Origin of the sequence: Agrococcus sp. KRD186, from assembly GCF_017168255.1 — a bacterium.
In the GTDB taxonomy this organism is placed as follows: Bacteria; Actinomycetota; Actinomycetes; order Actinomycetales; family Microbacteriaceae; genus Agrococcus.
The window spans coordinates 1,559,156-1,581,590 of sequence record NZ_JABFAP010000001.1 but is presented as its reverse complement, the minus strand read 5'-3'; the positions used below and the strand labels follow the sequence as shown (position 1 = coordinate 1,581,590).

Genomic DNA, 22,435 nt, shown 5'->3' with positions numbered 1-22,435 from the left:
GGCCAGGGGCATCCCGCAGGAGGGCAGTTCACGAACGAGCCCCGCCCGCCCGCTGCGTGAGATCCCCAAGCCTCCTGAGTCCTCCCCGTGCGCACAGCGGGGTACTTGACGACGGGGATGAGTGCGGCGCTGTGCGGCAGGCTCGGTCAAGGGCTACTGCCGGTAGGAGGCCAGGAAATTGCCGATGCGCTCGACCGCGTCCTCGAGGTCGCGCTTCCACGGCAGCGTCACGATGCGGAAGTGGTCGGGGGAAGGCCAGTTGAAGCCGGTGCCGTGCGTGACGAGGATCTTCTCCTCGCGCAGCAGGTCGAGCGCGAACTGCCGGTCGTCGTGGATCTCGTGCACCTCGGGCTCCAGCCGCGGGAAGAGGTAGAGCGCGCCCTTCGGGTTGACGACGCTCACGCCCGGGATGCGCCGCAGCCCCTGCACCGCCGCGTCGCGCTGCTCGAGCAGCCGCCCGCCGGGCAGGATGAGCTCCTCGATCGACTGGTGGCCGCCGAGGGCCACCTGGATGCCGTACTGCGCCGGCACGTTCGGGCACAGGCGCGTCGAGGCCATCAGCATCAGCCCCTCGAGGAAGCCGGCTGCGTGCGCCTTCGGGCCCGTGATCGCCAGCCAGCCGGCGCGGAAGCCCGCGGCGCGGTAGGTCTTCGACAGCCCGTTGTACGTCAGCGTCAGCAGGTCGGGCGCGAGCGTCGCGATCGAGATGTGCTCGGCATCGTCGTAGAGGATGCGGTCGTAGATCTCGTCGGCGAGGATCAGCAGCGAGTGCTTCCGGGCCAGGTCGACGATGCCCTGCAGCGACTCGCGCGTGTAGACGGCGCCCGTCGGGTTGTTGGGGTTGATGACGACGATCGCCTTCGTGCGGGGCGTGATCTTGGCCTCGATGTCGGCCAGATCCGGCACCCAGCCGTTCGCCTCATCCGTCAGGTAGTGCACGGGCGTGCCGCCGCCGAGCGAGGTCATCGCGGTCCAGAGCGGGTAGTCCGGCGCGGGGATGAGCACCTCGTCGCCGGCATCCAGCAGCGCCTGCATCGTCATCGTGATGAGCTCCGAGACGCCGTTGCCGAGGAAGACGTCGTCGACGCTCAACGGCGGGAAGCCCGCGACACCCTCGTAGCGCGTCACGACCGCGCGGCGGGCGGAGAGGATGCCCTTCGAGTCGGAGTAGCCCTCGGCGAGCGGCAGGTTGGCGATCATGTCCTGCACGATCGTGTCGGGCGTCTCGAAGCCGAACGGCGCGGGATTGCCGATGTTGAGCTTCAGGATGCGATGCCCCTCGGCCTCGAGTCGCGCGGCCTCGGCGGCCACCGGGCCGCGGATCTCGTAGAGGACGTGCTTGAGCTTCGAGGACTGATCGAGCGACTTCAGGGCCATCACCCCATGCTAGGCGCGCCGGGCGTGCCACTCCGGCGTACGTGGCTCCGCGCGCCGGGGCGGTCGGCGCTGCGCCCGGTCAGGCGGGCAGTTGCAGCAGCCCGCCGGCCGCGCGCGTGGTGGCGGCCGCGACGGCCATCGCCCGCCCGAGCGGGCCAGCCCATCCGCCTTCGTGGTCTCCTGTGATGACGGATGCGGTGAGGGAGGCGAGCACGCTGTCACCGGCGCCGATGGTGTCGACGATGGGCGCCGCCAGCTCGGGCACGAACGCGGAGACGTAGGTCTCCGGCGTCGTGATGAGCGCACCGTCTGGGCCGCGGGTGATCGCGACCGCGCGGGCGCCGGCGTCGAGCCAGCGGGAGGCGGTCTCGCTCGCGTCCTCGCCGTAGACCAGCTCGGTATCCTCGTCGCTCACCTTCACCAGCAGCGCCCGGGCAGCCAGCCGGTCGAGGCCGGCGGCGAAGCGCTCGCGCGCGCCCTCGGCCTGCAGGTAGCCGGGCCTGGCATTCGGGTCGATCAGCAGCCGCTGGCGAGAGTGCGACAGCCCCAGCAGCGGCGCGATCTGCGCTGGGTGCTCGAGCGCCAGGCAGGAGACCACCACGAGCGGCGCCGCCTCGAGCAGGTGCTCGAGCCCGGCCAGCTCGACGAAGCGCGCGGTGCCCGCCGGGTTGAACTCGTAGTGCATGGTGCCACCGACGCGCGCGGCGCTCGCCACCGCGGTGCCGTGCGGCGCATCCGTCGCCAGCAGCTCGACGCCGTGCGCGGCGCAGTGCTCGCGCACCAGCCGGCCGGGGGCGTCGTCGCCGACCATGGCGATCAGCCGCGCGGGCACGCCCAGTCGGGCGAGCCCGACCGCCACGTTGAGCGCCGCGCCGCCGACGATCGACGCGCCGTCGACCTCGTCGACCAGCGCGTCGCCGATCACGACGACGGCCTCGGTCACGGGCAGCCGGCCGAGCGGGCGGCCGCGAGGGGTCTGCGGCTCACTTGCCCTTGGCAGCCTTGCGCAGCTCGCGCTCGAGCTCGTCCTGACGGATGCCCTCCTCGCGCTGCTTCACCGCGCCGAGCGCGAGCGCCACGCCGATGCCCCAGCTCGCCCACAGCAGCGCCAGCCGCCAGTCGCGCGGGCCCGATCGGGTCGCCTTGACGACGGCCATGCCGCTCGTGATCGAGCTCAGCACTCCGGCGTTGAACAGGTACTTGCGCATCTCGCCTCCTCGTCGCGACCAAACCTACTGGCGCTGGCTGAGCGCCGCACGCGGGCGGTGGAGCTCTTCGCTCGAGATCCTTTCGGATCTCGAGCGCGACCCCAGCGCCGATGCCCGTCTCGGGCATCGGGCCGACCCTGCGCATCCGCATCGCATCCTGACCGATCGGTCGACTTCTGACCGATCGGTCAGTACAGTGGTGTCACGTGACCACTCGCGATGAGATCCTCCAGGCCGCGCTCGAGCGCTTCGCCCGCTACGGCTACCTCGGCAGCTCGATCCAGCAGATCGCCGACGATGTCGGCACCTCGAAGTCGTCGGTGCTCTACCACTTCGACTCGAAGGAAGCGCTGCTCGAGGCTGCGATCTCACCCGCTATCGACGCGCTCGAGGGGCTGCTGCAGCAGGTGCCGACCCGCGACCAGCACGCCGCGTTCCGTCGCGACGACCTGGTCGCGATGGTGACGGCGTTCATCGACCTGCTGCTCGCTCACGCGCGCGCCGTCGCGATCTTCGTCAGCCAGCGCGGCGCCCTGCTCGAGGTACCGGTCATCGCCCGCGCGAACGCGCTCGTCGCCCGCTTGGCGGCTGTGCTCATGGCCGAGGCACCCGCGACGCCCGAGATCATGCGACTGTCGATCGGCCTGGCCGGCGCCGCGTTCCTGATCGGCGACAGCGACCGCGACGACCTGCCCGAGTTCGACCGCGAGCTCACGCGCCGCGTGCTGATCGACACGATCGTCGACCTCTGCCCGCCGCTGCCCGCCGAGCGCAACGGGAAGGGCGCCTGATGGCCACCTGGCTCTCCCGCGTCGGCGCCGCATCCATGCGCCGCGCCTGGTTCGTCATCATCGCGTGGGTGGTCGCCCTCGGCGGCGTGCTCGGCGGCGCGGTCGCGCTGGGCCCGAACATGCAGGAGTCGTTCGACATCCCCGGCACCGAGTCGCAGGAGGCGCTCGACCACCTCGGCAGCGTCTTCCCGCAGGTCGCGGGCAGCTCGGTGCAGGTCGTGCTCTCCGCCGAGGGCGGCATCGAGGCGCACCGCGACGCCATCGAGCGGCAGGCCGAGGCGATCGGCGACATCTCCCTGGTGGCGCAGGCGGTCGACCCGTGGAGCGAGTTCGCGAACGACCAGATCTCCGCCGACGGCACGGTCGCCTACACGCTCGTGCAGTTCGAGCCCACCGACGGCGCGAAGCCGACGACCCTCGACGAGGTGGTGGCGACGGCGGATGCGCTGCGCGCGTCGGGCGTGCAGGTCGAGTTCGGGGGTCAGGTCTTCCAGTCGCAGTCGGTCGGCGTCACCATCGTCGAGGTGTTCGGCGTGGTCTTCGCCGGCATGGTGCTGTTCGTCACGTTCTGGTCGCTGCTGACCGCCGGCATGCCGCTGCTGACGGCGCTCGTCGGCGTCGGCATCACCATGGGCGGCGTACTGGGCGCCTCGGCGCTCGTCACCGTCTCGAACTCCGCGCCGCTGATGGCGCTGATGATCGGCCTCGCGGTCGGCATCGACTACGCGCTGTTCATCCTCTCCCGCCACCGATCGCAGCTGGCGCGCGGCATGGGCGTGATCGCGTCGGGCTCGCTCGCCGTCGGCACATCGGGCACGGCGGTGGTCTTCGCGGGCATCACGGTGATCGTGGCGCTCGTGGGCCTGCTGATCGTGAACATCCCGTTCCTGTCGGTGATGGCGATCGGCGCCGCCGGCTCGGTGGCGGTCGCCATCGCCGCGGCCACCACCCTGCTGCCAGCCATCATGGCGCTCGCCGGCGAGCGGCTGCGGCCGAAGACGGGCAGTCGCGCGCACCGGCTGGCGCTGCGCGACGTCGACGCGCAGCCGACGCTCGGCATGCGCTGGGTCACCGCCATCTCGAAGCGCCCGCTGCTGGCCATCCTGGGCGTCGTCGCGGTGACCGTCGTGGCGGCGCTGCCGGTCGCCTCGCTGCAGCTGGCGCTGCCCGACAACGGCCGCGAGGCAGCCGGCAGCACGCAGCGCATCGCGAACGACACGCTGCAGGAGGCCTTCGGCGACGGCACCACCGGGCCCTTGGTGGTGATGCTCGACATCACGCAGGTCACCGACGTCATGGGCACGATCGACGCGGTCGCCGACGAGCTCGAGCAGGTGCCGGGCGTCGACCGCATCGCCGGCGCCTTCCCCGACGCGACCGTCGACACGGCCATCATCCAGGTGATCCCGACGACCGGTCCTGCCGATCCCGCGACGGTCGAGGTGGTGCACGCGCTGCGCGAGCTCGCGCCAGCGATCGAGGCCGAGCACGGCACGCCGATGGCGGTCACCGGCATGACCGCCGTGCAGATCGACCTCTCGCAGCGCCTCGCCGACGCGCTCGTGCCCTTCGGCGCCGTGGTCGTCTCGCTCTCGGTGCTGATCCTGCTGCTGGTGTTCCGCTCGATCCTGGTGCCGCTCACGGCGGCGCTCGGCTTCGTGCTCTCGGTGCTGGCCGCCTTCGGCGCGACCGTGGCGATCTTCCAGTGGGGCTGGGCCGCCGAGCTGCTGCACTTCGAGGCCGGTCCGATCCTGTCGTTCATGCCGGTGCTGACGATGTCGGTGCTGTTCGGGCTGGCGATGGACTACCAGATGTTCCTCGTCAGCGGCATGCGCGAGGCCTACGCCCACGGGCACCCGTCCGATCCCGACAGGGCGAGGAGCGCCGTGCGGCACGGCTTCGCCGCCAACGCCCGCGTCGTCACCGCGGCGGCGCTGATCATGTTCTTCGTCTTCTTCGCGTTCGTGCCGGAGGGCATGGCGATGATCAAGGCCATCGCGTTCGGGCTCGCATTCGGCGTCGCCATCGACGCCTTCCTCGTGCGCATGACGCTCGTGCCGGCGCTCATGACCCTGATGGGCGAGCGCGCCTGGTGGCTGCCGAGGTGGCTCGACCGCATCTTGCCGAACATGGATGTCGAGGGCGAGAGCCTCGGCCGGCACCGCGCGGCATTGGCCTGGGCGGCGGATGCGGGCGGTCACCTCGCGCTCGAGCGCCTGCGACCGGAGCTGGGGCACGACCTGCCGGGCGAGCAGTCCTGGACGCTCACGGCCCCGCGCGGCGCGGTCGTGCGCCTCGGCGGCTCCTTCGCCGAGCGGCAGCGGCTCGCACACGCGCTGCTGAGCGACATCGGCGCGACCGGCAGTGCCCACCTCGGCGGCGCCGCCCTGCCCGGTGACGCGGCGACGATCCGGCAGCGGATGGCGCTGGTCGATCTCGACCTGGCGGGTACCGGCAGCCACCAGGAATCTGCCCACCAGGCCGCGCGGGCAGCGCTCGCGCTGCGCTCGCCCTTCGCGATCGGCACGGTGCTCGACCGCCGGGCGAGCACCCTTGTCGAGCGCGCCGGCATCGCGGCGGGCACGCCCATCGACGCCGCGGCGCCCATGGCGCGCCTCGCGCCGCTCGCGCGCGCCGCCGTGCTGCTGGCCATCGCGATGGAGCGCACGCCGAGCCTGCTCTGGATCGACGCCGCCGGCGGCGCGCCCACCGGCGCCGCCGCGATCGCAGCGCGGCTGGGCGGTGACGACGTGACGATCGTGACCAGCGAGGCATCGCCGGAGGCGCACGGCCGGGCGGCGATCGAGCTCGCGCCGGCCAGTGCTGCAGCTGAAGACCGTGCTGCAGCGCAGGACCGCCTGGACGAGCAGCGCGTGGCCGAGGCCGCCCACCCACCGACCGAAGCCGCATCCGCCCACCCACCGACCGACAGCGACGCCTCCGCGGGCGATCTCGCGACCACGGGAGCAGACCGATGAGCGCAGTGTCCACTTCCTTCGGGTTCACGCCCTCTGGGCTGAAGAAGGCCGTCGCGCTGACCGCGGCAGCCGCCACCCCCTTCGCGATCGCGGCCTTCGCGGCCTGGTCGTTCGGCCCCGCCGCCGACGGCGAGCGCGACGTGCCGGCCGCCGTCGTGAACCTCGACGAGATGCTCACGACCACCGGCGCCGACGGCACGGAGTCGACCATGTTCGCCGGGCGCCAGGTGGTCACCGACCTGGTCGCCGACGAGGACGACGGCTTCGCCATCCGCATCCTGAACGAGGAGGATGCCGCCGAGGCGCTCGCGGCCGGCGAGGTGCAGGCGGTCGTCACGATCCCCGCCGACTTCTCGCAGCGGGTGCTGAGCCTGCAGGGCGACCAGCCGCAGCAGGCGGGCATCCGCATCGTCACCGACGCGAGCTCGAGCGGGCTCGCGACCAGCCTCGCGACCGAGACCGGCGAGGCGATCATGGCCTCCTTCGGCGATGTCGTCACGACCGGCTTCATCTCGGGCATCTACGGCGGCATGGGCACGATGGCCGAGCAGCTCGGCGGCGCGGCGGAGGGTGCGGATGCGCTGGGCGCGGGAGGCGCGGAGCTCGCCTCGGGCCTCGGCGAGCTCGCCGGCGGCATCGATCAGCTCGCCGACGGCGCCGGCCAGTCGCAGGAGGGCGCCGCGCAGCTCGCGGACGGCGGGCAGCAGCTCGCCGTCGGCCTCGGCACCGCGCAGGACGGCATCGGGCAGCTCGCCGACGGCTCGGCGCAGCTGCGCGACGGCGTCGCCCAGTACACCGGCGGCGTCGACCAGCTCGCCGGCGGCGCCGCGCAGCTGAGCGACGGCGTCGACCAGTACACCGCGGGCGTCGACCAGTTCGCCGGCGGCGTGCAGCAGGCGAGCGCGCAGCTCGGCGCGGGGCTCGACCAAGCGATCGAGGCCGGCGGCATCCAGCAGCTCGAGACCGCCATCGGGCAGTCGAGCACGGGCGCGGCGCAGCTGCTCGCGGCGCTCGAGGCCGACCCCGCCACCGACCCGCAGGCGTTGGAGGCCGCGCGGCAGCTGGCCGGCGGGCTCGAGCGGCTGGATCAGCAGGACCTCGCCGGGCAGCTCACCGCCGGCCTGGGGGAGGCCACCGCCGGCCTCGACCAGCTCGACGCCGGCGCGACGCAGCTGATCGCCGGCGGCGCTGGCCTCCGCGACGGCGCATCGCAGCTCGCCGACGGCGCGGCGCAGGCCTCGGCGGGCTCGCCGGCGCTGCGCGAGGGCGCATCGCAGCTCGCCGACGGCCTCGGCCAGCTCGACGGGCAGTTCGGCGCCTCCGTCTCCGGGGCGCAGCAGCTCGCCGACGGCACCGGCGAGCTCGCCGGCGGCCTCGGCCAGCTGGAATCGGGCGCCGTGCAGCTCGCCGCGGGCGCGCGCTCGGCCCAGAACGGCGCCGTGCAGCTCGGTGACGGCGGCACCGAGCTCGCCGACGGGCTGCGGGAGGGCATCGCGCAGATGCCGCAGCTCAGCGACGCCGAGCTCGAGCAGCTCTCCGACGTCGCGACGAACCCGGTCGGCTTCGACCTCGCCCAGCAGCACACCGTGCCCACCGGCGAGGCGCGCGTGGCGACGATCGCCGTGCCGATCGGCCTGTGGCTCGGCGCGCTGGCGCTCGTGCTCGTGCTGCTGCGCGCTGCCCGGCGCACGCTCGCCTCGGCGGAGTCCGACGGCCGCGTGCTCACGACGCTGCTGATCCGCTCCGCGTGGGTGGTCGGCTTGCAGGCGGTGCTCGCGACGCTCGTCGTGCACGCGATCGGCGGGGTGGCCTGGGCCTCAGCGCCGGCGACGCTCGGCATCGCGCTGCTGTTCGCGGCGGTCGCGACGCTGCTGCACGTTGCCCTGGTCGCCTGGTGGGGGCCGGTCGGTGCGGTCGTCTCGCTCGTGCTGCTCGCGCTGCAGACGGTCGCCGCGGGCGGCCTGGTGCCGCGCGAGGTGCTGGGCGAGGGCTTCGCCGCCATCGCGCCGGCGCTGCCGATGACGCACGCGGTCGATGCGCTGCAGGCGGTGGCGGCCGGCACCGGCGGCGCCGGCGGCGCGGTCGCGATGCTGCTGCTGTTCGCCGGGTTCGGGCTGCTCGCCGCCTACCTGGCGGTGCGCTCGGCGCGGCGCCGCGAGACGGGGGAGCGCGTCCGCGCGCTCGACGCGCTGGCGCCCGCCGCCGCCTGACACCCCGCTGGGCGCCGCGGTCGCGGCCGGGTGCCGCCGTCCCGCGCTCGCGCCCGCCGCCGCCTGACACCCCGCTGCGCGCCGCGCTCGCGCCCGCCGCCGTCCCGCGCTGCGCGCACCCTTCCGAATAAGCGGTACCGGATGGCCGGTTCGGGCCGGCGATAGCGGCCATGCGGTACCGGTGATTCAGGGCTGCGCGAAGCGAGCGCAGCGGGTGGCCTGCCTCACGTCCGGGTCGGGCCGCTGACCGCCCGGGCGGCACGAGCGCGGCGCAGCGAGCCCGGCTGTCGAGCCGGATACGCTCACGCTTGTGCCGACCACCTCTGCCATCGCCGCCGTCGGCACCCACCTCCCGCGACGCATCCGCACGACCGAGCAGACCGAGCGCCGGCTGCGCGACGAGAACCCCGGGGTGGCCCTGCCGGTAGGGCTGATCCGCCGCATGACGGGCGTCGACCGGGTGCACGAGCGCGAGGAGGGCCAGCAGGCCTCCGACCTCGCCGTCGCCGCCGCCCGCGAGGCACTCGCGGCATCGCCCGCGCCGGTCGACCTGCTCATCTTCGCGAGCGCCAGCCAGGACCTCATCGAGCCCGCCACCAGCCACATCGTGAACGACAAGCTGGGCCTGGGCGTGCCCGTGCTCGACGTCAAGAACGCCTGCAACTCGGTGCTCAACGCCATGCAGGTCGCGCACGCCATGATCGTCAGCGGCCAGGCCGGGCGCGTGCTCATCGCCAGCGGCGAGACGCCCACGAGCGCTGTGCGCTGGCGCGTCGCCGACCGCCGCCAGTTCGTGCGCTCCTTCCCCGGCTACACGATGAGCGACGCGGGGGCCGCGCTCATCCTCGAAGCGACGGATGCGTCAGCACGGCCGGGCGGTGCCGGTCCCGCGGGCGCCGGTGCCGCAAGCGCTGGTCCGGCGGGCGCCGGCCCTGCCGCCGCCGGCGCCGGCATCGTCGAGATGGCCTTCTCCGCCGCCAGCCACCACTGGTCGATCGGCACGCTGCCGATGGGCGGCTCGATGCGGCCGCGCGATCCCGACGCCACCTACTTCGACATCGACGGCCACGGGCTGCAGCGGGCCTTCCTGGCGCTCGGGCCAGAGCTCGTCACCGGGCTGCTGGCGCGCAACGGCATCGCGCTGGCCGACCTCGACCTCGTGCTCATGCACCAGGTCGCCGAGCCGCACCTGGCGCCGATCGCCGAGCGGCTCGGGCTCGGCGTCGAGAAGATCCTGCCGACCGTCGCGCAGCACGGCAACCTCGCCTCGGCGACGTTGCCGATCCAGCTGCGCACGGCGCTCGATCGGGGCCTCGTCGGCCCGGGCAGCCTCGTGCTGCTCGTCGGCCTCGCTGGCGGCATCAGCCTGGGCGCGGCGGTGGTGCGGCTGTGAGCGCCGGGGACGGCGCGGGTGTGAGCTCGGCGGGCGGCACGGCTCGGCGCGGGGATCCGCGACCGACGGATGCCCTGGGCCGGCTCGCGGTCGTCGTCCCCGTCTACGACGAGGCGCGCGGCATCACCCCGACGCTGCGGCAGCTGGCGGCGCAGCGCGACGCCGACTTCGACGCCGTCTTCGTCGACAACGGCTCGACCGACGGCTCGCGCGCGGTGATCGAGGCCTTCGCCCGCGAGCGCGGGCTGGACCGCTGGCGCGTCGTCGACGAGCAGCAGAAGGGCACCGGCGCGGCCGCCGACACCGGCATGCGGGCGGCCATCGCGGCCGGTGCGACGATGCTCGCGCGCACCGACGCCGACTGCATCCCGCGGCTCGACTGGACTGCACGCATCCGCCACGCCCTCACGCCCCGCGAGCAGGGCGGCCTCGGGCTCGAGCTGGTCGCGGGCAGCCTCGTGCCCCGGCACGACGAGGGGCTCGGGCCGGTGCTGCGCGCGCTGCTGACGGGCGCGGTGCACGTGGCGGATGGGTTCGGCGTCGTCAGGCCCGACAACAACGGGCCGCAGTTCCACGGCCCGTACGTCATGGCGCCGGGCTGCAACCTGGCGATCACCGCGGCGATGTACGTCGCGGCGGGCGGCTTCCCGCGCACCGCGATCGAGGAGCTGCACGAGGATCGCGCGATCGTGAACGCCGTGCGCAGGCTGACCGGCAACTACGCGCGCCGGCGCGACGTCGTCGTGCGCGGCTCCTCGCGACGGGTGCAGGCATGGGGGCTGAAGAACACGCTGCTCTGGTACAAGGATCACGCCTACCGTCCTGAGCACGTGGACATCCGATGAGCGCGGCCTGGCGATGAGCGCGGCTGCCCTGCGCGGATCGATGACGGCGGACGACCGCCGCCGGCGACTGGCGCTCGCGATGCGCCGCGACGAGCGCCTGATGCGCGCCGTGCATCCCATCGGCTACCCGCTGCTGCAGGCAGTGCCGGGGCCGGTGCGGCGGGTGCCGGGGCTGGGCGTCGTCGTGAAGGACGCCGCGCTCGCGCGGCAGGTGCTGCTCGATGGCGATGGCTTCTCGAAGCAGGGCAAGGGAGCCTCGAGCGACCTGTGGACGCCGGTGCTCGGTGCCCGCGTGCTGGTGAACATGCACGGCGAGGACCACCGGGCGCTGCGGCGCCGGCTCGCGCCGATCTTCTCGCCCTCGTTCGTCGAGCCGCTCGTGCAGCAGAGCCTCGGGCCCGGGGCCGCAGCGGTCGAGCGGCGGCTGCTCGCGGGGGAGCGCGTCGACCTGGCCGCCCATGCGCGGCGGTCGGCGAGCGCCGCCATCGCGCTGCTGGTCGGGCTCGAGCGCGAGGCCGTCGACGACCGGCTCTTCCGGCAGATCGCCGGCATCACCGGCATGGTGCGGCTCACGCGGCCGACGCTGAGCCCCGCCCAGGTGCGCAGCGCGCGAGCGGTGCTCGACTCGCTCGGCGAGCACGCGGCCGCCGCCTACCGCGGCGACGAGTCGACCCTGCCGGGGCGGCTGCGCGGGCTCGGCCTCTCGGAGGACGAGGCGCTGGGCGCCGTGGGCGCCTTCATCCTCACCGGCACCGAGACGATCGCCGCGGCGATCCCGCGCATCGTCGCGCTGCTGGCCGACAGCGGCACCCTGCGCGAGGCGCGCGATGAGGCCGGCGCCGAGCGGGCGATCGCCGAGGGGCTGCGCTGGACGACGCCGACGCCGGTCATGCTGCGCTCGACGATCGCCGAGCGCACGATCGGCGCGCTGCGGGTCGCGCCCGGCGATCGCGTCATCATCGGCACCTACGCGGCCGACCGCGCGGCCGGCGGCTTCGACCCCGCGAGCGACCGGGCAGCGAGCCTCAAGCAGCTGTGGTTCGGCGCCGGCGCGCACTTCTGCATCGGGGCGCCGCTGGCGATGGCCGAGATCCGGCTGGCGCTCGCGGCGCTGCGCCGCGTCGAAGCGACGGGGCGCACGATCGGCGTCGTCGCCCGCACGCCGGCTAGGGGACAGCTACTGCCCGGCTACGCGAGGCTCATCCTGGAGGCCCGCTCGTGAGCATGCTCGATGCCGTCCTGGCCGCCACCCGCGAGCACGCGGCGCTGGCGGCGATCACCGCGGGCGGCCGCACCCTGCGCTTCGCGCAGCTGGGCGAGCGCATCGAGCGTGTGGCGACGGGGCTGACGGATGCCGGCATGCGGCCGGGCGATCGGGTCGCGTTCTCGGTGCGGCCGTCGATCGACGCCGTGGTGCTGGCGCTCGCGGTGTGCCGGGCGGGCGGGCAGATCGCCTTCGTCGACCTGGGCGCCGGGCCCGAGCTGCTCGCCGCCAGGCTGGCGCTCGCGCAGCCGCAGTGGACCGCCGCCGAGTCGCTGCTGCACCTGGTCTCCGCCCCGGGGCTGCGCCGCATCGCCCGCAGCCGCGGCGTCGACCTGCCCGCCTACCGCGAGCTGCTGCCGCACGCCCGCCACATCGTCACCGGCCGCGCGCTGCCCGGCGCACCGCGCGGCGCGCTGCGGCTCGACCGGCTGGCGCGCACCGCCCCGCGCCCGCTGCCGCCCGCCGACCCCGCCGCTGACGCGCTGCTCATCTTCACCTCCGGCACCACCGGCGAGCCCAAGACCGTGCTGCACACGCTCGCCTCCCTCGGCGCCGGCCTCGCCGACATCCGCGCCGGCCTGGGGCTGGAGCCGGGCCTGCGCGTGCTCACCGACCAGCTCATGATCGGCCTGCCGGCGCTCATCGCCGGCAGCCACTGGACGCTGCCGCCGACCGGCCTCGACCCGGCCGCCTCGCCCGCGCGGTACCTGCCGCTGCTGGGCACGGCCGATGCCATCTTCGCCTCGCCCGCCGGGCTCGACGCCATGCTGCGCGAGCTCGACGAGCGACGGGCCGCGGGCGCTGAGCCATACGTGACGTCCGTGCGCCTGATCGCGCTGGGCGGCGCGCCGGTGCTGCCGCCGCTCATCGAGCGCGCGCTGACGCGCTTCCCCGACGCGCGCATCCGCTGCGTGTACGGGATGAGCGAGATACTGCCGGTGGCGATCGCCGACGGCGCCGAGAAGCTGCACGCGAGCGGCGAGGGCGACTACGTCGGGCGCGTGGCCGCGAGCGTCGAGGCCCGCGTCGACGACGGCGAGCTGGTGCTGGCCGGCCCCGGCCTGGCCCGCGCGTACGTGCACGAGCTGCCGCGCGAGCTCGCCGAGGTGCGCACGGGCGATCTGGCACGCATCGACGGCGACCGGCTGACGCTGCTGGGCCGCAAGAAGGACATGCTGCTGCGCGGCACCCAGAACATCTACGTCGGACTCTACGAGCCGGTCATCGCCTCGCTGCCGGGCGTCGCCGACGCGGCGATGGTCGGCGTGCCCGACGCGATCGGCGACGACCGCGTGGTGGTCGCCGTGGTGCCCGAGGGCGCACCCGAGGACCTCCCGCCCGACCCGACGCATCCGCTCGCCCGACGCGTCGCGGCGGCGCTGCCCGGGCTCATCGACCATGGCGCGCTGCCTGACCTGGTGGTGGCGATCGGCGCGCTGCCCAGACGGGGGCGGATGCGCAAGCCCGACCGGGGCGCGCTCGTCGCGCTGGTCGCGCCCCACGTCGAGGCCGCCGAGCAACAGGTATAGGGCGCGTTGCTCCCGCACGCGTCGGCGGAGAGCGGATCGCCCTATACCTGCGGCGCCCCTGGTGCGCGGCACAGGGCGCGCGGGGTTGGGCGCGCGGGGCGGACGGCTCAGGCGGAGGCGTCGGGGGCGGAGACCGACTCGGCCTCGGCCTCGGCCGGCTCGTCCACAGCGAGGTGCTCGCGCGCGAACTCGAGCGTCTCGGTCAGGAGGCGCAGCCGGTCGCGCTCGTTGCGCGCGTAGCGGGTCTTGATCTCGGCGATCACCTGGCCGCTCCACTGCTGCTTCGCGAGCATCTGCAGCACCTCGGCGACCGGCTCGTTGCCGTGGCCCGGGATGAGGTGCTCGTCGAACACGCGGCCCTCCTCGGCGGCGACGCCGTCGGTGAGGTGCAGGTGGCGCAGCCGCTCGCCCAGGTCGAGCGCGAGCTGCATCGAGTCGCGCTTGGCGAGCGCGCAGTGCGAGAAGTCGAGCGTGGCGTGGTCGACGTCCATCTCGCTCGGGTCGATGCCCGGCAGGTAGGCCTGCCGGTCGATGCCGCCGGCGGCCCAGGGGAACATGTTCTCGACCGCCACCTCGACGCCGTGCTTCTGCTCGGTCGCACGCACCGCATCCGTGAACGTCCTCGCGTACTTGCCCTGCCACCGGAAGGGCGGATGCACGACCACCGTCGGCGCACCCACATCGACCGCGAGCTGCGCCGAGCGGTCGAGCTTCGTGAACGGGTCGCGGCCCCACACGAAGGTGGTCAGCAGCACCACCGGCGCGTGGATGGCCATGATGGGCTGCTCGTAGCGCTCGGCGTACTCCAGCAGCTTCTCGGGGCTGCGGGTCTTCGCGTCGGTGGTGACCATCACCTCGACACCGTCGAAGCCCGCCTCGCGCGAGAGCCGGAAGCCGTCCTCGACCCCCTTGGGGAAGACGGAGATCGTGCTGAGGCCGACCTGGATCATGCACCCGACGGTAGACCCTTCCGCTGAACATGGCACAGCCAGAGGATGTCGATCCGGGTGGGAGAGAAATCTGACATCACCCGCGGCGTAGGATCGGGGCATGCCAGAGATCGACATCAAGCCGCGTTCCCGCGCCGTCACCGACGGCGTCGAAGCCACCACCAGCCGCGGCATGCTGCGCGCCGTCGGCATGGGCGACGGCGACTGGGAGAAGCCCCAGATCGGCATCGCGAGCTCGTGGAACGAGATCACCCCATGCAACCTCTCGCTCGACCGCCTCGCGCGCTCGGCGAAGGAGGGCGTGCACGGCGGCGGCGGCTACCCGCTGCAGTTCGGCACCGTCTCGGTCTCGGACGGCATCTCGATGGGCCACGAGGGCATGCACTTCTCGCTCGTCTCCCGCGAGGTGATCGCCGACTCGGTCGAGGTCGTCGTCAACGCCGAGCGGCTCGACGGCACCGTGCTGCTGGCCGGCTGCGACAAGTCGCTGCCCGGCATGCTGATGGCCGCCGCGCGCCTCGATCTCGCGAGCGTGTTCGTCTACGCCGGCTCGATCGCGCCGGGCTTCGCGAAGCTCGAGGACGGCACGATCCCCGAGTCGCTCACCATCATCGACTCCTTCGAGGCCGTCGGCGCCTTCAAGGCCGGCAAGATCTCCGCCGAGGATCTGCACCGCATCGAGTGCGGCTTCGCGCCCGGCGAGGGCGCCTGCGGCGGCATGTACACCGCCAACACCATGGCGTGCGTTGCCGAGGCGCTCGGCATGAGCCTGCCGGGCTCGGCGACCCCGCTGTCGGCCGACCGCCGCCGCGACTACTACGCGCGCCAGTCGGGCGAGGCCGTGGTCGAGCTGCTGCGCCGCGGCATCACCGCCCGCGACATCCTCACCAAGGAGGCGTTCGAGAACGCCATCACCGTCGCGATGGTGCTGGGCGGCTCGACGAACGCCGTGCTGCACCTGCTGGCGATCGCCCACGAGGCAGAGGTCGAGCTCACCCTCGACGACTTCCGCCGCATCGGCGCCCGCTCGCCGCACCTGGCCGACGTCAAGCCCTTCGGCGCCTACGTCGCGCAGGACTTCGACCGCGTCGGCGGCATGCCCGTCGTGATGAAGGCGCTGCTCGACGCGGGCCTGCTGCACGGCGACGTGCTCACCGTCACCGGGAAGACGCTCGCCGAGAACCTGGCAGAGCTCGACCCGCAGCCCATCGACGGCACCGTCGTGCGCGCGATCGACAACCCCATCCACGCCACCGGCGGGCTGACGATCCTGCAGGGCACGCTCGCCCCCGAGGGCGCGGTGGTGAAGACGGCCGGCTTCGACGCCGAGGTATTCGAAGGCCCCGCGCGCGTGTTCGACCGCGAGCGCGCCGCGATGGATGCGCTCACGGCCGGCGAGGTCAAGGCCGGCGACGTCGTCATCATCCGCTACGAGGGCCCGAAGGGCGGCCCCGGCATGCGCGAGATGCTCGCGATCACCGCCGCCATCAAGGGCGCGGGCCTCGGCAAGGATGTACTACTCTTGACCGACGGCAGATTCTCGGGCGGCACAACCGGCCTATGCATCGGCCACATCGCCCCTGAGGCGGTCGACTCCGGTCCGATCGCCTTCGTGCGCGACGGAGACCGCATCAAGGTCGACATCGCCGCTCGCTCGCTTGACCTGATCGTCGACGAGGCAGAGCTCGCCTCCCGGCGTGACGGCTGGGAGCCGCTGCCCCCGCGCTACACGCGCGGCGTCCTCGCCAAGTACGCGAAGCTCGTGCAATCCGCCGCCACCGGCGCGGTCACGGGCTGACGCATCCAGGCATCGAGCCCAGGAGAGCCATGACCATCACCCCACGGCCTGCGCCGCCCCGCAGCGCCGAGCCGACCATCCTCACCGGATCAGGCGCCGTCCTCAAGTCGCTCGAGCTGCTCGGCGTCACCGACGTCTTCGGCATCCCCGGCGGCGCCATCATCCCGTTCTACGACGAGCTGATGCAGCAGAGCGCCATCCGCCACATCCTGGTGCGCCACGAGCAGGGCGGCGGCCACGCCGCCGAGGGCTACGCCGCCGCCACCGGCAAGGTGGGCGTCTGCCTCGCCACCAGCGGCCCGGGCGCCACGAACCTCGTCACCGCCATCGCCGACGCCTACATGGACTCGGTGCCGATGGTCGCCATCACCGGCCAGGTCTTCAGCCACCTGATCGGCACGGATGCGTTCCAGGAGGCCGACATCACCGGCATCGTGATGCCGATCACGAAGCACACCTTCCAGGTGACCCGCCCCGAGGATGTGCCGGCCGCCATCAAGGCCGCCTTCCACATCGCCTCCACCGGCCGGCCCGGCCCGGTGCTGGTCGACATCACGAAGGACGCGCAGGCGGACAGCGCGCCGTTCGTGTGGCCCGACAAGCTCGACCTGCCCGGCTACCGCCCGGTCACGAAGGCGCACGGCAAGCAGATCACCGCTGCCGCGCAGCTGCTCTCCGAGTCGCAGCGCCCGCTGCTGTACGTCGGCGGCGGCGTCATCCGCGCGAAGGCCTCGGCCGAGCTGCTCGACTTCGCCGAGTCGACCGGCGCACCGGTCGTCACGACGCTGATGGCCCGCGGCGCCTTCCCCGACTCGCACCCGCAGCACCTGGGCATGCCCGGTATGCACGGCGCCGTGCCGGCGGTGCTCGCCTTCCAGGAGTGCGACCTCATCATCGCCCTGGGCGCGCGCTTCGACGACCGCGTCACCGGCAAGGTCGCCGAGTTCGCGCCCGGCGCGAAGGTCATCCACGTCGACGTCGACCCGGCCGAGATCTCCAAGATCCGCACGGCCGACGTGCCGATCGTGGGCGATGTGCGCGACGTGCTCTCCGACCTGTCGATCGCCTTCCAGGACCTCGCCGTGAGCGAGCGCCCGGATCTCACCGACTGGTGGGAGCGGCTGCAGGCGCTGCAGGAGCGCTTCCCGCTCGGCTTCACCGAGCCCACCGACGGCAAGCTCTCGCCGCAGCACGTCATCCAGCGCATCGGCGAGCTCACCGGGCCAGAGGCGATCTACGCCGCGGGCGTCGGCCAGCACCAGATGTGGGCGGCGCAGTTCATCAAGTACGAGCGGCCCAACGCATGGCTCAACTCCGGCGGCGCCGGCACGATGGGCTACGGGGTGCCTGCGGCGATGGGCGCGAAGGTGGCCGAGCCCGACCGCGTGGTGTGGGCGATCGACGGCGACGGATGCTTCCAGATGACCAATCAGGAGCTCGCGACCTGCACACTCAACGACATCCCGATCAAGGTCGCGATCATCAACAACTCGTCGCTCGGCATGGTGCGGCAGTGGCAGAGCCTGTTCTACGAGGGCCGGCACTCCTTCACCGACCTGGAGACCGGCTCCGACGCCAAGATGATCCCCGACTTCGTGAAGCTCGGCGAGGCCTACGGCTGCCTCTCCATCCGCGTCACGAAGCCTGAGGAGATCGACCCGGCGATCAAGCTCGCGCTCGAGACCAACGACCGGCCCGTGGTGATCGACTTCATCGTCTCGAAGGACTCGATGGTCTGGCCGATGGTGCCGCAGGGGGTCTCGAACTCCTTCGTGGAGTATGCGAAGGATCACAGCCCGGTGTGGGAGGAGGAGTGATGAGCACCCACGTCCTGTCCCTCCTGGTGGAGGACAAGCCGGGTCTGCTGACCCGCGTCGCCGGGCTGTTCGCCCGTCGCGGCTTCAACATCGACTCGCTCGCGGTCGGCCGCACCGAGGTGCCGGGCCTCAGCCGCATCACGGTCGTCGTCGACGTCGACCGGCTGCCCCTCGAGCAGGTGACGAAGCAGCTGAACAAGCTCGTCAACGTCGTCAAGATCGTCGAGCTCGAGCCCGAGCAGTCGGTGCAGCGCGAGCACCTGCTGATCAAGGTGAAGGTCGACAACGCGACCCGCTCGCAGATCCTGGAGGCCGCGACGCTGTTCCGCGCCAGGGTCGTCGACGTCACCACCGACGCGCTCGTGATCGAGGTCACGGGCGACTCGCCGAAGTGCCAGGCGCTGCTGAAGCTGCTCGAGCCCTACGGCATCAAGGAGATCGCGCAGTCGGGCCTGCTGGCCATCGGCCGCGGCGGCAAGTCCATCAGCGAGCGCGTGCTCAAGGGCGACCGCGCCTGAGGCCCTCGCATCGGTGCGTGCGCGCCCGCGCAACGCACCGCATCCGCAAGACTGACATCACGAAGAGGAGAGACCATGACTGAGGTCATCTACGACGACGGTGCCGACCTCGGCATCATCCAGGGCAAGAAGGTCGCCATCATCGGCTACGGCTCGCAGGGCCACGCGCACGCGCAGAACCTGCGCGACTCGGGCGTCGACGTGCGCGTCGGCCTGCAGCCGGAGTCGAAGAGCCGCCAGAAGGCGAGCGAGGCCGGCTTCGAGGTGGGCACGCCCGCCGAGGTCGCCGCATGGGCAGACGTCGTCGTGCTGCTCGCGCCCGACCAGTTCCAGCGCCACATCTACAACGACGAGGTCGCGCAGCACATGACCGAGGGCAAGACCCTCCTCTTCAGCCACGGCTTCAACGTGCGCTTCGGCTACATCGACGCGCCCAAGGGCATCGATGTCGTGCTCGTCGCGCCCAAGGGCCCGGGCCACACGGTGCGCCGCGAGTTCGAGGCCGGCCGCGGCGTGCCCGTGATCGTCGCCGTCGAGTCGGATGCGTCGGGTTCGGCCTGGCAGACGGCCTGGTCGTACTCGAAGGCGATCGGCGGCCTGCGCGCCGGCGGCATCAAGACCACCTTCACCGAGGAGACCGAGACCGACCTGTTCGGCGAGCAGGCAGTGCTCTGCGGCGGCGTCTCGCAGCTCGTGCAGTACGGCTTCGAGACCCTCACCGAAGCCGGTTACCAGCCGGAGATCGCCTACTTCGAGGTGCTGCACGAGCTGAAGCTCATCGTCGACCTCATGTGGGAGGGCGGCATCGCCAAGCAGCGCTGGTCGGTCAGCGACACGGCCGAGTACGGCGACTACGTGTCCGGCCCGCGGGTGGTCGACCCGAGCGTCAAGGAGAACATGCAGGCGGTGCTGAAGGACATCCAGTCGGGTGCCTTCGCCGAGCGCTTCATCGGCGACCAGGACGCCGGCGGCCCCGAGTTCAAGGCGCTGCGCGCCAAGGCCGAGGGCCACCCCATCGAGGCGACCGGCAAGAAGCTGCGCGGCCTGTTCGCGTGGGAGCAGCCCGACTCCGACTACGTCGACGGCAGCGCCCAGCGCTGACCGCACCTCGCGAGGGGCGAGGATCCAACCCTGGATCCTCGCCCCTTGCGCGTTTCGCCGCTGCCGCGTTGAGTGGGGGACATGCGCTCCCTCTGGCAGGCGACCGGCCCCACCATCGGCTTCGACGAGCAGGCGCCCAGGCGCACGGAGGTCGCCGTCGTCGGCGGCGGCATCACCGGGCTGATTACGGCGGCGCTGCTCGCCCGGCGGGGCATGGGCGTGGTCGTGCTCGAGGCGCGCGAGGTCGGCGCGGTCGCGACCGGCAGCACCACCGCCAAGCTGAGCCTGCTGCAGGGCGACCGGCTGCACCGCATCCTGGCGCTGGCATCGGCCGAGGCGGCCCAGGCCTTCGTCGACGGCTCACTCGAGGGGCAGCGACGGCTGCTCGAGCTGCTCGCCGAGCGCGGCGAGCCGGCGCAGACGATGCCGGCGGTGTCGTACGCCTCCGGCAGTGCGGGCGCCGAGGCGCTCGAGCGCGAGCTGGAGGCGGCGCGCAGCCTCGGCCTGCCGGTCGAGCGGGGCGGTGCCGAGTCGCTGCCGTTCCCGGTGGCCGGCGCGATCAGGCTCGAGCAGCAGGCGCAGCTGCAGCCGATGGCGGTGCTCGCCGTGCTCGCACAGGAGCTGCGGGAGCGCGGCGGCCGCATCATGCGCGCGGCCGTGCGCGGTGTGCACGCGACGGCCGAGGGCGTGCGCCTCGACACCGACGCGGGGCAGTGGCACGCCGAGCTCGCCGTGCTCGCCACCGGCGCCCCCGTGCCTGCCAGGGGCACGACCGCGCTGCTCGAGGCGCACCGCTCGTACGCCGCCGCCTACCGCGTGGCCGGGGCGCTGCCGCAGGTGATGGCGCTCAGCGTCGATGCGCCCTCCCGATCGCTGCGGACCGCGACGGTCGACGGCGAGACGCTGCTGGTCGCCGGCGGCGTCGGCCACGCAGTGGGTCGTCATCCCGACCCGCGCCGGCTGCTGGCCGAGCTCGACGCCTGGGTGCGGCAGCACTGGCAGGGCGCGGAGCGCACGCACGCGTGGAGCGCGCAGGACTACCGCACACCGGATCGGCTGCCGTGGATCGGCGCCAGGCCCGGCTCGCGCGGCCGCGTGCTGCTGGCCACCGGATTCGACAAGTGGGGCATGACCGGCGGCGCGATGAGCGCGCTCGCACTGACCGGCCGCATCGCCGGGCGGGAGCCCGAGTGGGCGCGCACGCTGCGGCGGCGCGGCACGACGCCTGCCGCAGTGGGGCACCTCACGGGCACGCTCGGCGCAGTCGCGAGCACGCAGGCCCGCCGGCTGGCGGCTGCGCTCGCGCCGGCGTCGACCCCGGCCGAGGGCGAGGGGCGCGTCGGCCGAGACGGCTTCCGCCTGGTCGCGACCTCGACGGTCGACGGAGCGACGCGGCGCGTCTCGGCGCACTGCCCCCACGTCGGCGCGCTCGTGCGCTGGAACGCCGAGGAGCGCAGCTGGGACTGCACGGCGCACGGCTCCCGCTTCGCGCCCGACGGCACCCGGCTGGAGGGCCCGGCGGCCTGCCCGCTGCACGCGCTGCGGTGAGCGGCGGCCCAGCGCGCAGCCGGTCGCGGCCCGAGCCCAGACCCGAGGTGGCAGGCTGGTGCGGGTGGAGAGCGTGAGCGACGACAAGAAGGTCAGCGATGCCTACCTGCGCTGGGCGCAGCTGGAGGCCGACGACCGCTCGCCGCGCTACGCCGAATGGGCGCGCGGGATCGCAAACGATCCCGTCCTCTGCGAAGCGATCGCTCAGCTCGAGCCGATCAAGCGGCAGGCGAACCTGCTCTTCGCCGCCGCCCGCTTCGAGGGTGTGCCGCTGCAGCCGTGGAGCGACGTGCGCGACATGATCGCCGGCAGCTGGAACCGCATCCGCTCGACCATGCTCGCCCGCATGACGCAGACCAACGAGGCGCGCCGCATGGCCACGCTGCTGCCCGCGATCGCGCACCTGCAGGGGCCGATCGCGCTGGTCGAGGTGGGCGCCTCGGCCGGCCTGTGCCTCTACCCGGATCGTTGGCGCTACCGCTTCGGCGCCGGCAAGTACGTCGGCGACGCGGCGCTGCCGCTGCTGGAGACGGTCGCCTCGCCGTCGACCCCGCTGCCCGAGCGGCTGCCGGCGATCGCGTGGCGCGGCGGCCTCGACCTGCAGCCGCTCGACCCCGACGAGCCCGACACGAAGGCGTGGCTCGAGGCGCTCGTGTGGCCGGATGCGTCGGGTGGCGTCGACGGGGCATGCGTCGACCGGGTGCGCACCGCGATCGCGATCGCCCGGCGGGAGCCCGCGCACGTGCGCCGCGGCGATCTGACGGTGGACACGCGCGCGGTGGTCGAGGAGGCGGCGCGGCATGCGCCGACGGTCGTGGTGTGGCACTCGGCGGTGCTCGCCTACGTCTCTGCCTACGAGCGCGCCGCCTTCGCCGACCTGATGGGCGAGCTGCCCGTGACCTGGGTGGCGAACGAGGGCATGACGCTCGAGATCGGCCCGCCCGCTCCGTGGGCGCAACCGGGCGACTTCGTGCTGCGTCGCGACGCGCAGCCGCTCGCGGTCACCGACCCGCACGGCGGCGCCATCACCTGGCTCGACGACATCCCGCGGTAGTGCTCCCGGCGGCACCTCGGCCCAGCGGCGCTCAGGCCAGCGGCGCTCAGGCCA

At 73.4% G+C, this 22,435-nt stretch carries 17 protein-coding genes; 13 read left to right on the top strand and 4 right to left on the bottom strand.

Features of this window, described 5'->3' with window-relative positions; genetic code table 11:
- Positions 1–153: 153 nt before the first annotated feature.
- From J1M46_RS07590 to J1M46_RS07580, 3 genes are all read right to left on the bottom strand, one after another.
- Positions 154–1,377, bottom strand: coding sequence for a pyridoxal phosphate-dependent aminotransferase (locus J1M46_RS07590; protein ID WP_274606913.1), 1,224 nt, complete (start codon positions 1,375–1,377; stop codon positions 154–156).
- 79 nt (positions 1,378–1,456) lie between these two features.
- The gene (locus J1M46_RS07585; protein ID WP_206447261.1) at positions 1,457–2,320 is read right to left on the bottom strand and encodes a PfkB family carbohydrate kinase; all 864 of its coding nucleotides are present in this window, start codon (positions 2,318–2,320) and stop codon (positions 1,457–1,459) included.
- Between the two features lie 40 nt (positions 2,321–2,360).
- Entirely contained in the window at positions 2,361–2,585 is a 225-nt protein-coding gene (locus J1M46_RS07580; protein WP_206447260.1) for a hypothetical protein, read from the bottom strand.
- A 206-nt stretch (positions 2,586–2,791) separates the two neighbouring features.
- Here J1M46_RS07580 and J1M46_RS07575 point away from each other — a divergent pair, with 206 nt between their 5' ends.
- From J1M46_RS07575 to J1M46_RS07545, 7 genes are all read left to right on the top strand, one after another.
- On the top strand, positions 2,792–3,376 hold the full coding sequence (locus J1M46_RS07575; protein WP_206447259.1) for a TetR family transcriptional regulator: 585 nt from the start codon (positions 2,792–2,794) through the stop codon (positions 3,374–3,376).
- Positions 3,376–6,354: an MMPL family transporter gene (locus J1M46_RS07570; protein ID WP_206447258.1), complete on the top strand. Its 2,979-nt coding sequence runs from the start codon at positions 3,376–3,378 to the stop codon at positions 6,352–6,354. Before J1M46_RS07575 ends, J1M46_RS07570 begins: the two co-directional genes overlap by 1 nt.
- Positions 6,351–8,564, top strand: coding sequence for a YhgE/Pip family protein (locus tag J1M46_RS07565; RefSeq protein WP_206447257.1), 2,214 nt, complete (start codon positions 6,351–6,353; stop codon positions 8,562–8,564). Before J1M46_RS07570 ends, J1M46_RS07565 begins: the two co-directional genes overlap by 4 nt.
- A gap of 310 nt (positions 8,565–8,874) precedes the next feature.
- Complete coding sequence (locus J1M46_RS15340) at positions 8,875–9,957, top strand: 3-oxoacyl-[acyl-carrier-protein] synthase III C-terminal domain-containing protein (protein ID WP_206447256.1); 1,083 nt, start codon at positions 8,875–8,877, stop codon at positions 9,955–9,957.
- Positions 9,954–10,802, top strand: coding sequence for a glycosyltransferase family 2 protein (locus J1M46_RS07555; RefSeq protein ID WP_342384315.1), 849 nt, complete (start codon positions 9,954–9,956; stop codon positions 10,800–10,802). Before J1M46_RS15340 ends, J1M46_RS07555 begins: the two co-directional genes overlap by 4 nt.
- Positions 10,803–10,815: 13 nt before the next feature.
- A complete protein-coding gene (locus tag J1M46_RS07550) occupies positions 10,816–12,024 on the top strand; it encodes a cytochrome P450 (protein ID WP_241249056.1) in 1,209 nt (402 codons plus the stop codon).
- A gap of 2 nt (positions 12,025–12,026) precedes the next feature.
- Positions 12,027–13,595 (top strand): class I adenylate-forming enzyme family protein, encoded by a 1,569-nt coding sequence (locus J1M46_RS07545; RefSeq protein WP_206447255.1) that lies wholly within the window; start codon positions 12,027–12,029, stop codon positions 13,593–13,595.
- 107 nt (positions 13,596–13,702) lie between these two features.
- On the opposite strand, the gene J1M46_RS07540 is transcribed toward J1M46_RS07545, so the two are convergent.
- A complete protein-coding gene (locus J1M46_RS07540; RefSeq protein ID WP_206447254.1) occupies positions 13,703–14,545 on the bottom strand; it encodes a sugar phosphate isomerase/epimerase family protein in 843 nt (280 codons plus the stop codon).
- Positions 14,546–14,645: 100 nt separating this feature from the next.
- Between J1M46_RS07540 and ilvD the strand changes: the two genes are divergently transcribed.
- From ilvD to J1M46_RS07510, 6 genes are all read left to right on the top strand, one after another.
- Positions 14,646–16,343 carry a dihydroxy-acid dehydratase gene (gene ilvD / locus J1M46_RS07535; RefSeq protein ID WP_206447253.1) on the top strand — a complete coding sequence of 566 codons (1,698 nt, stop codon included), beginning with the start codon at positions 14,646–14,648 and terminating at the stop codon, positions 16,341–16,343.
- Between the two features lie 29 nt (positions 16,344–16,372).
- Positions 16,373–18,160, top strand: coding sequence for an acetolactate synthase large subunit (locus tag J1M46_RS07530; protein ID WP_206447252.1), 1,788 nt, complete (start codon positions 16,373–16,375; stop codon positions 18,158–18,160).
- Positions 18,160–18,678, top strand: coding sequence for an acetolactate synthase small subunit (gene ilvN, locus J1M46_RS07525; protein WP_206447251.1), 519 nt, complete (start codon positions 18,160–18,162; stop codon positions 18,676–18,678). Before J1M46_RS07530 ends, ilvN begins: the two co-directional genes overlap by 1 nt.
- A gap of 75 nt (positions 18,679–18,753) precedes the next feature.
- Positions 18,754–19,779, top strand: a complete 1,026-nt coding sequence (ilvC, locus tag J1M46_RS07520) for a ketol-acid reductoisomerase (RefSeq protein WP_206447250.1) — start codon at positions 18,754–18,756, stop codon at positions 19,777–19,779.
- 81 nt (positions 19,780–19,860) lie between these two features.
- Complete coding sequence (locus J1M46_RS07515) at positions 19,861–21,327, top strand: FAD-dependent oxidoreductase (RefSeq protein ID WP_206447249.1); 1,467 nt, start codon at positions 19,861–19,863, stop codon at positions 21,325–21,327.
- 64 nt (positions 21,328–21,391) lie between these two features.
- Positions 21,392–22,381: a DUF2332 family protein gene (locus J1M46_RS07510; RefSeq protein WP_206447248.1), complete on the top strand. Its 990-nt coding sequence runs from the start codon at positions 21,392–21,394 to the stop codon at positions 22,379–22,381.
- Positions 22,382–22,435: the final 54 nt, after the last annotated feature.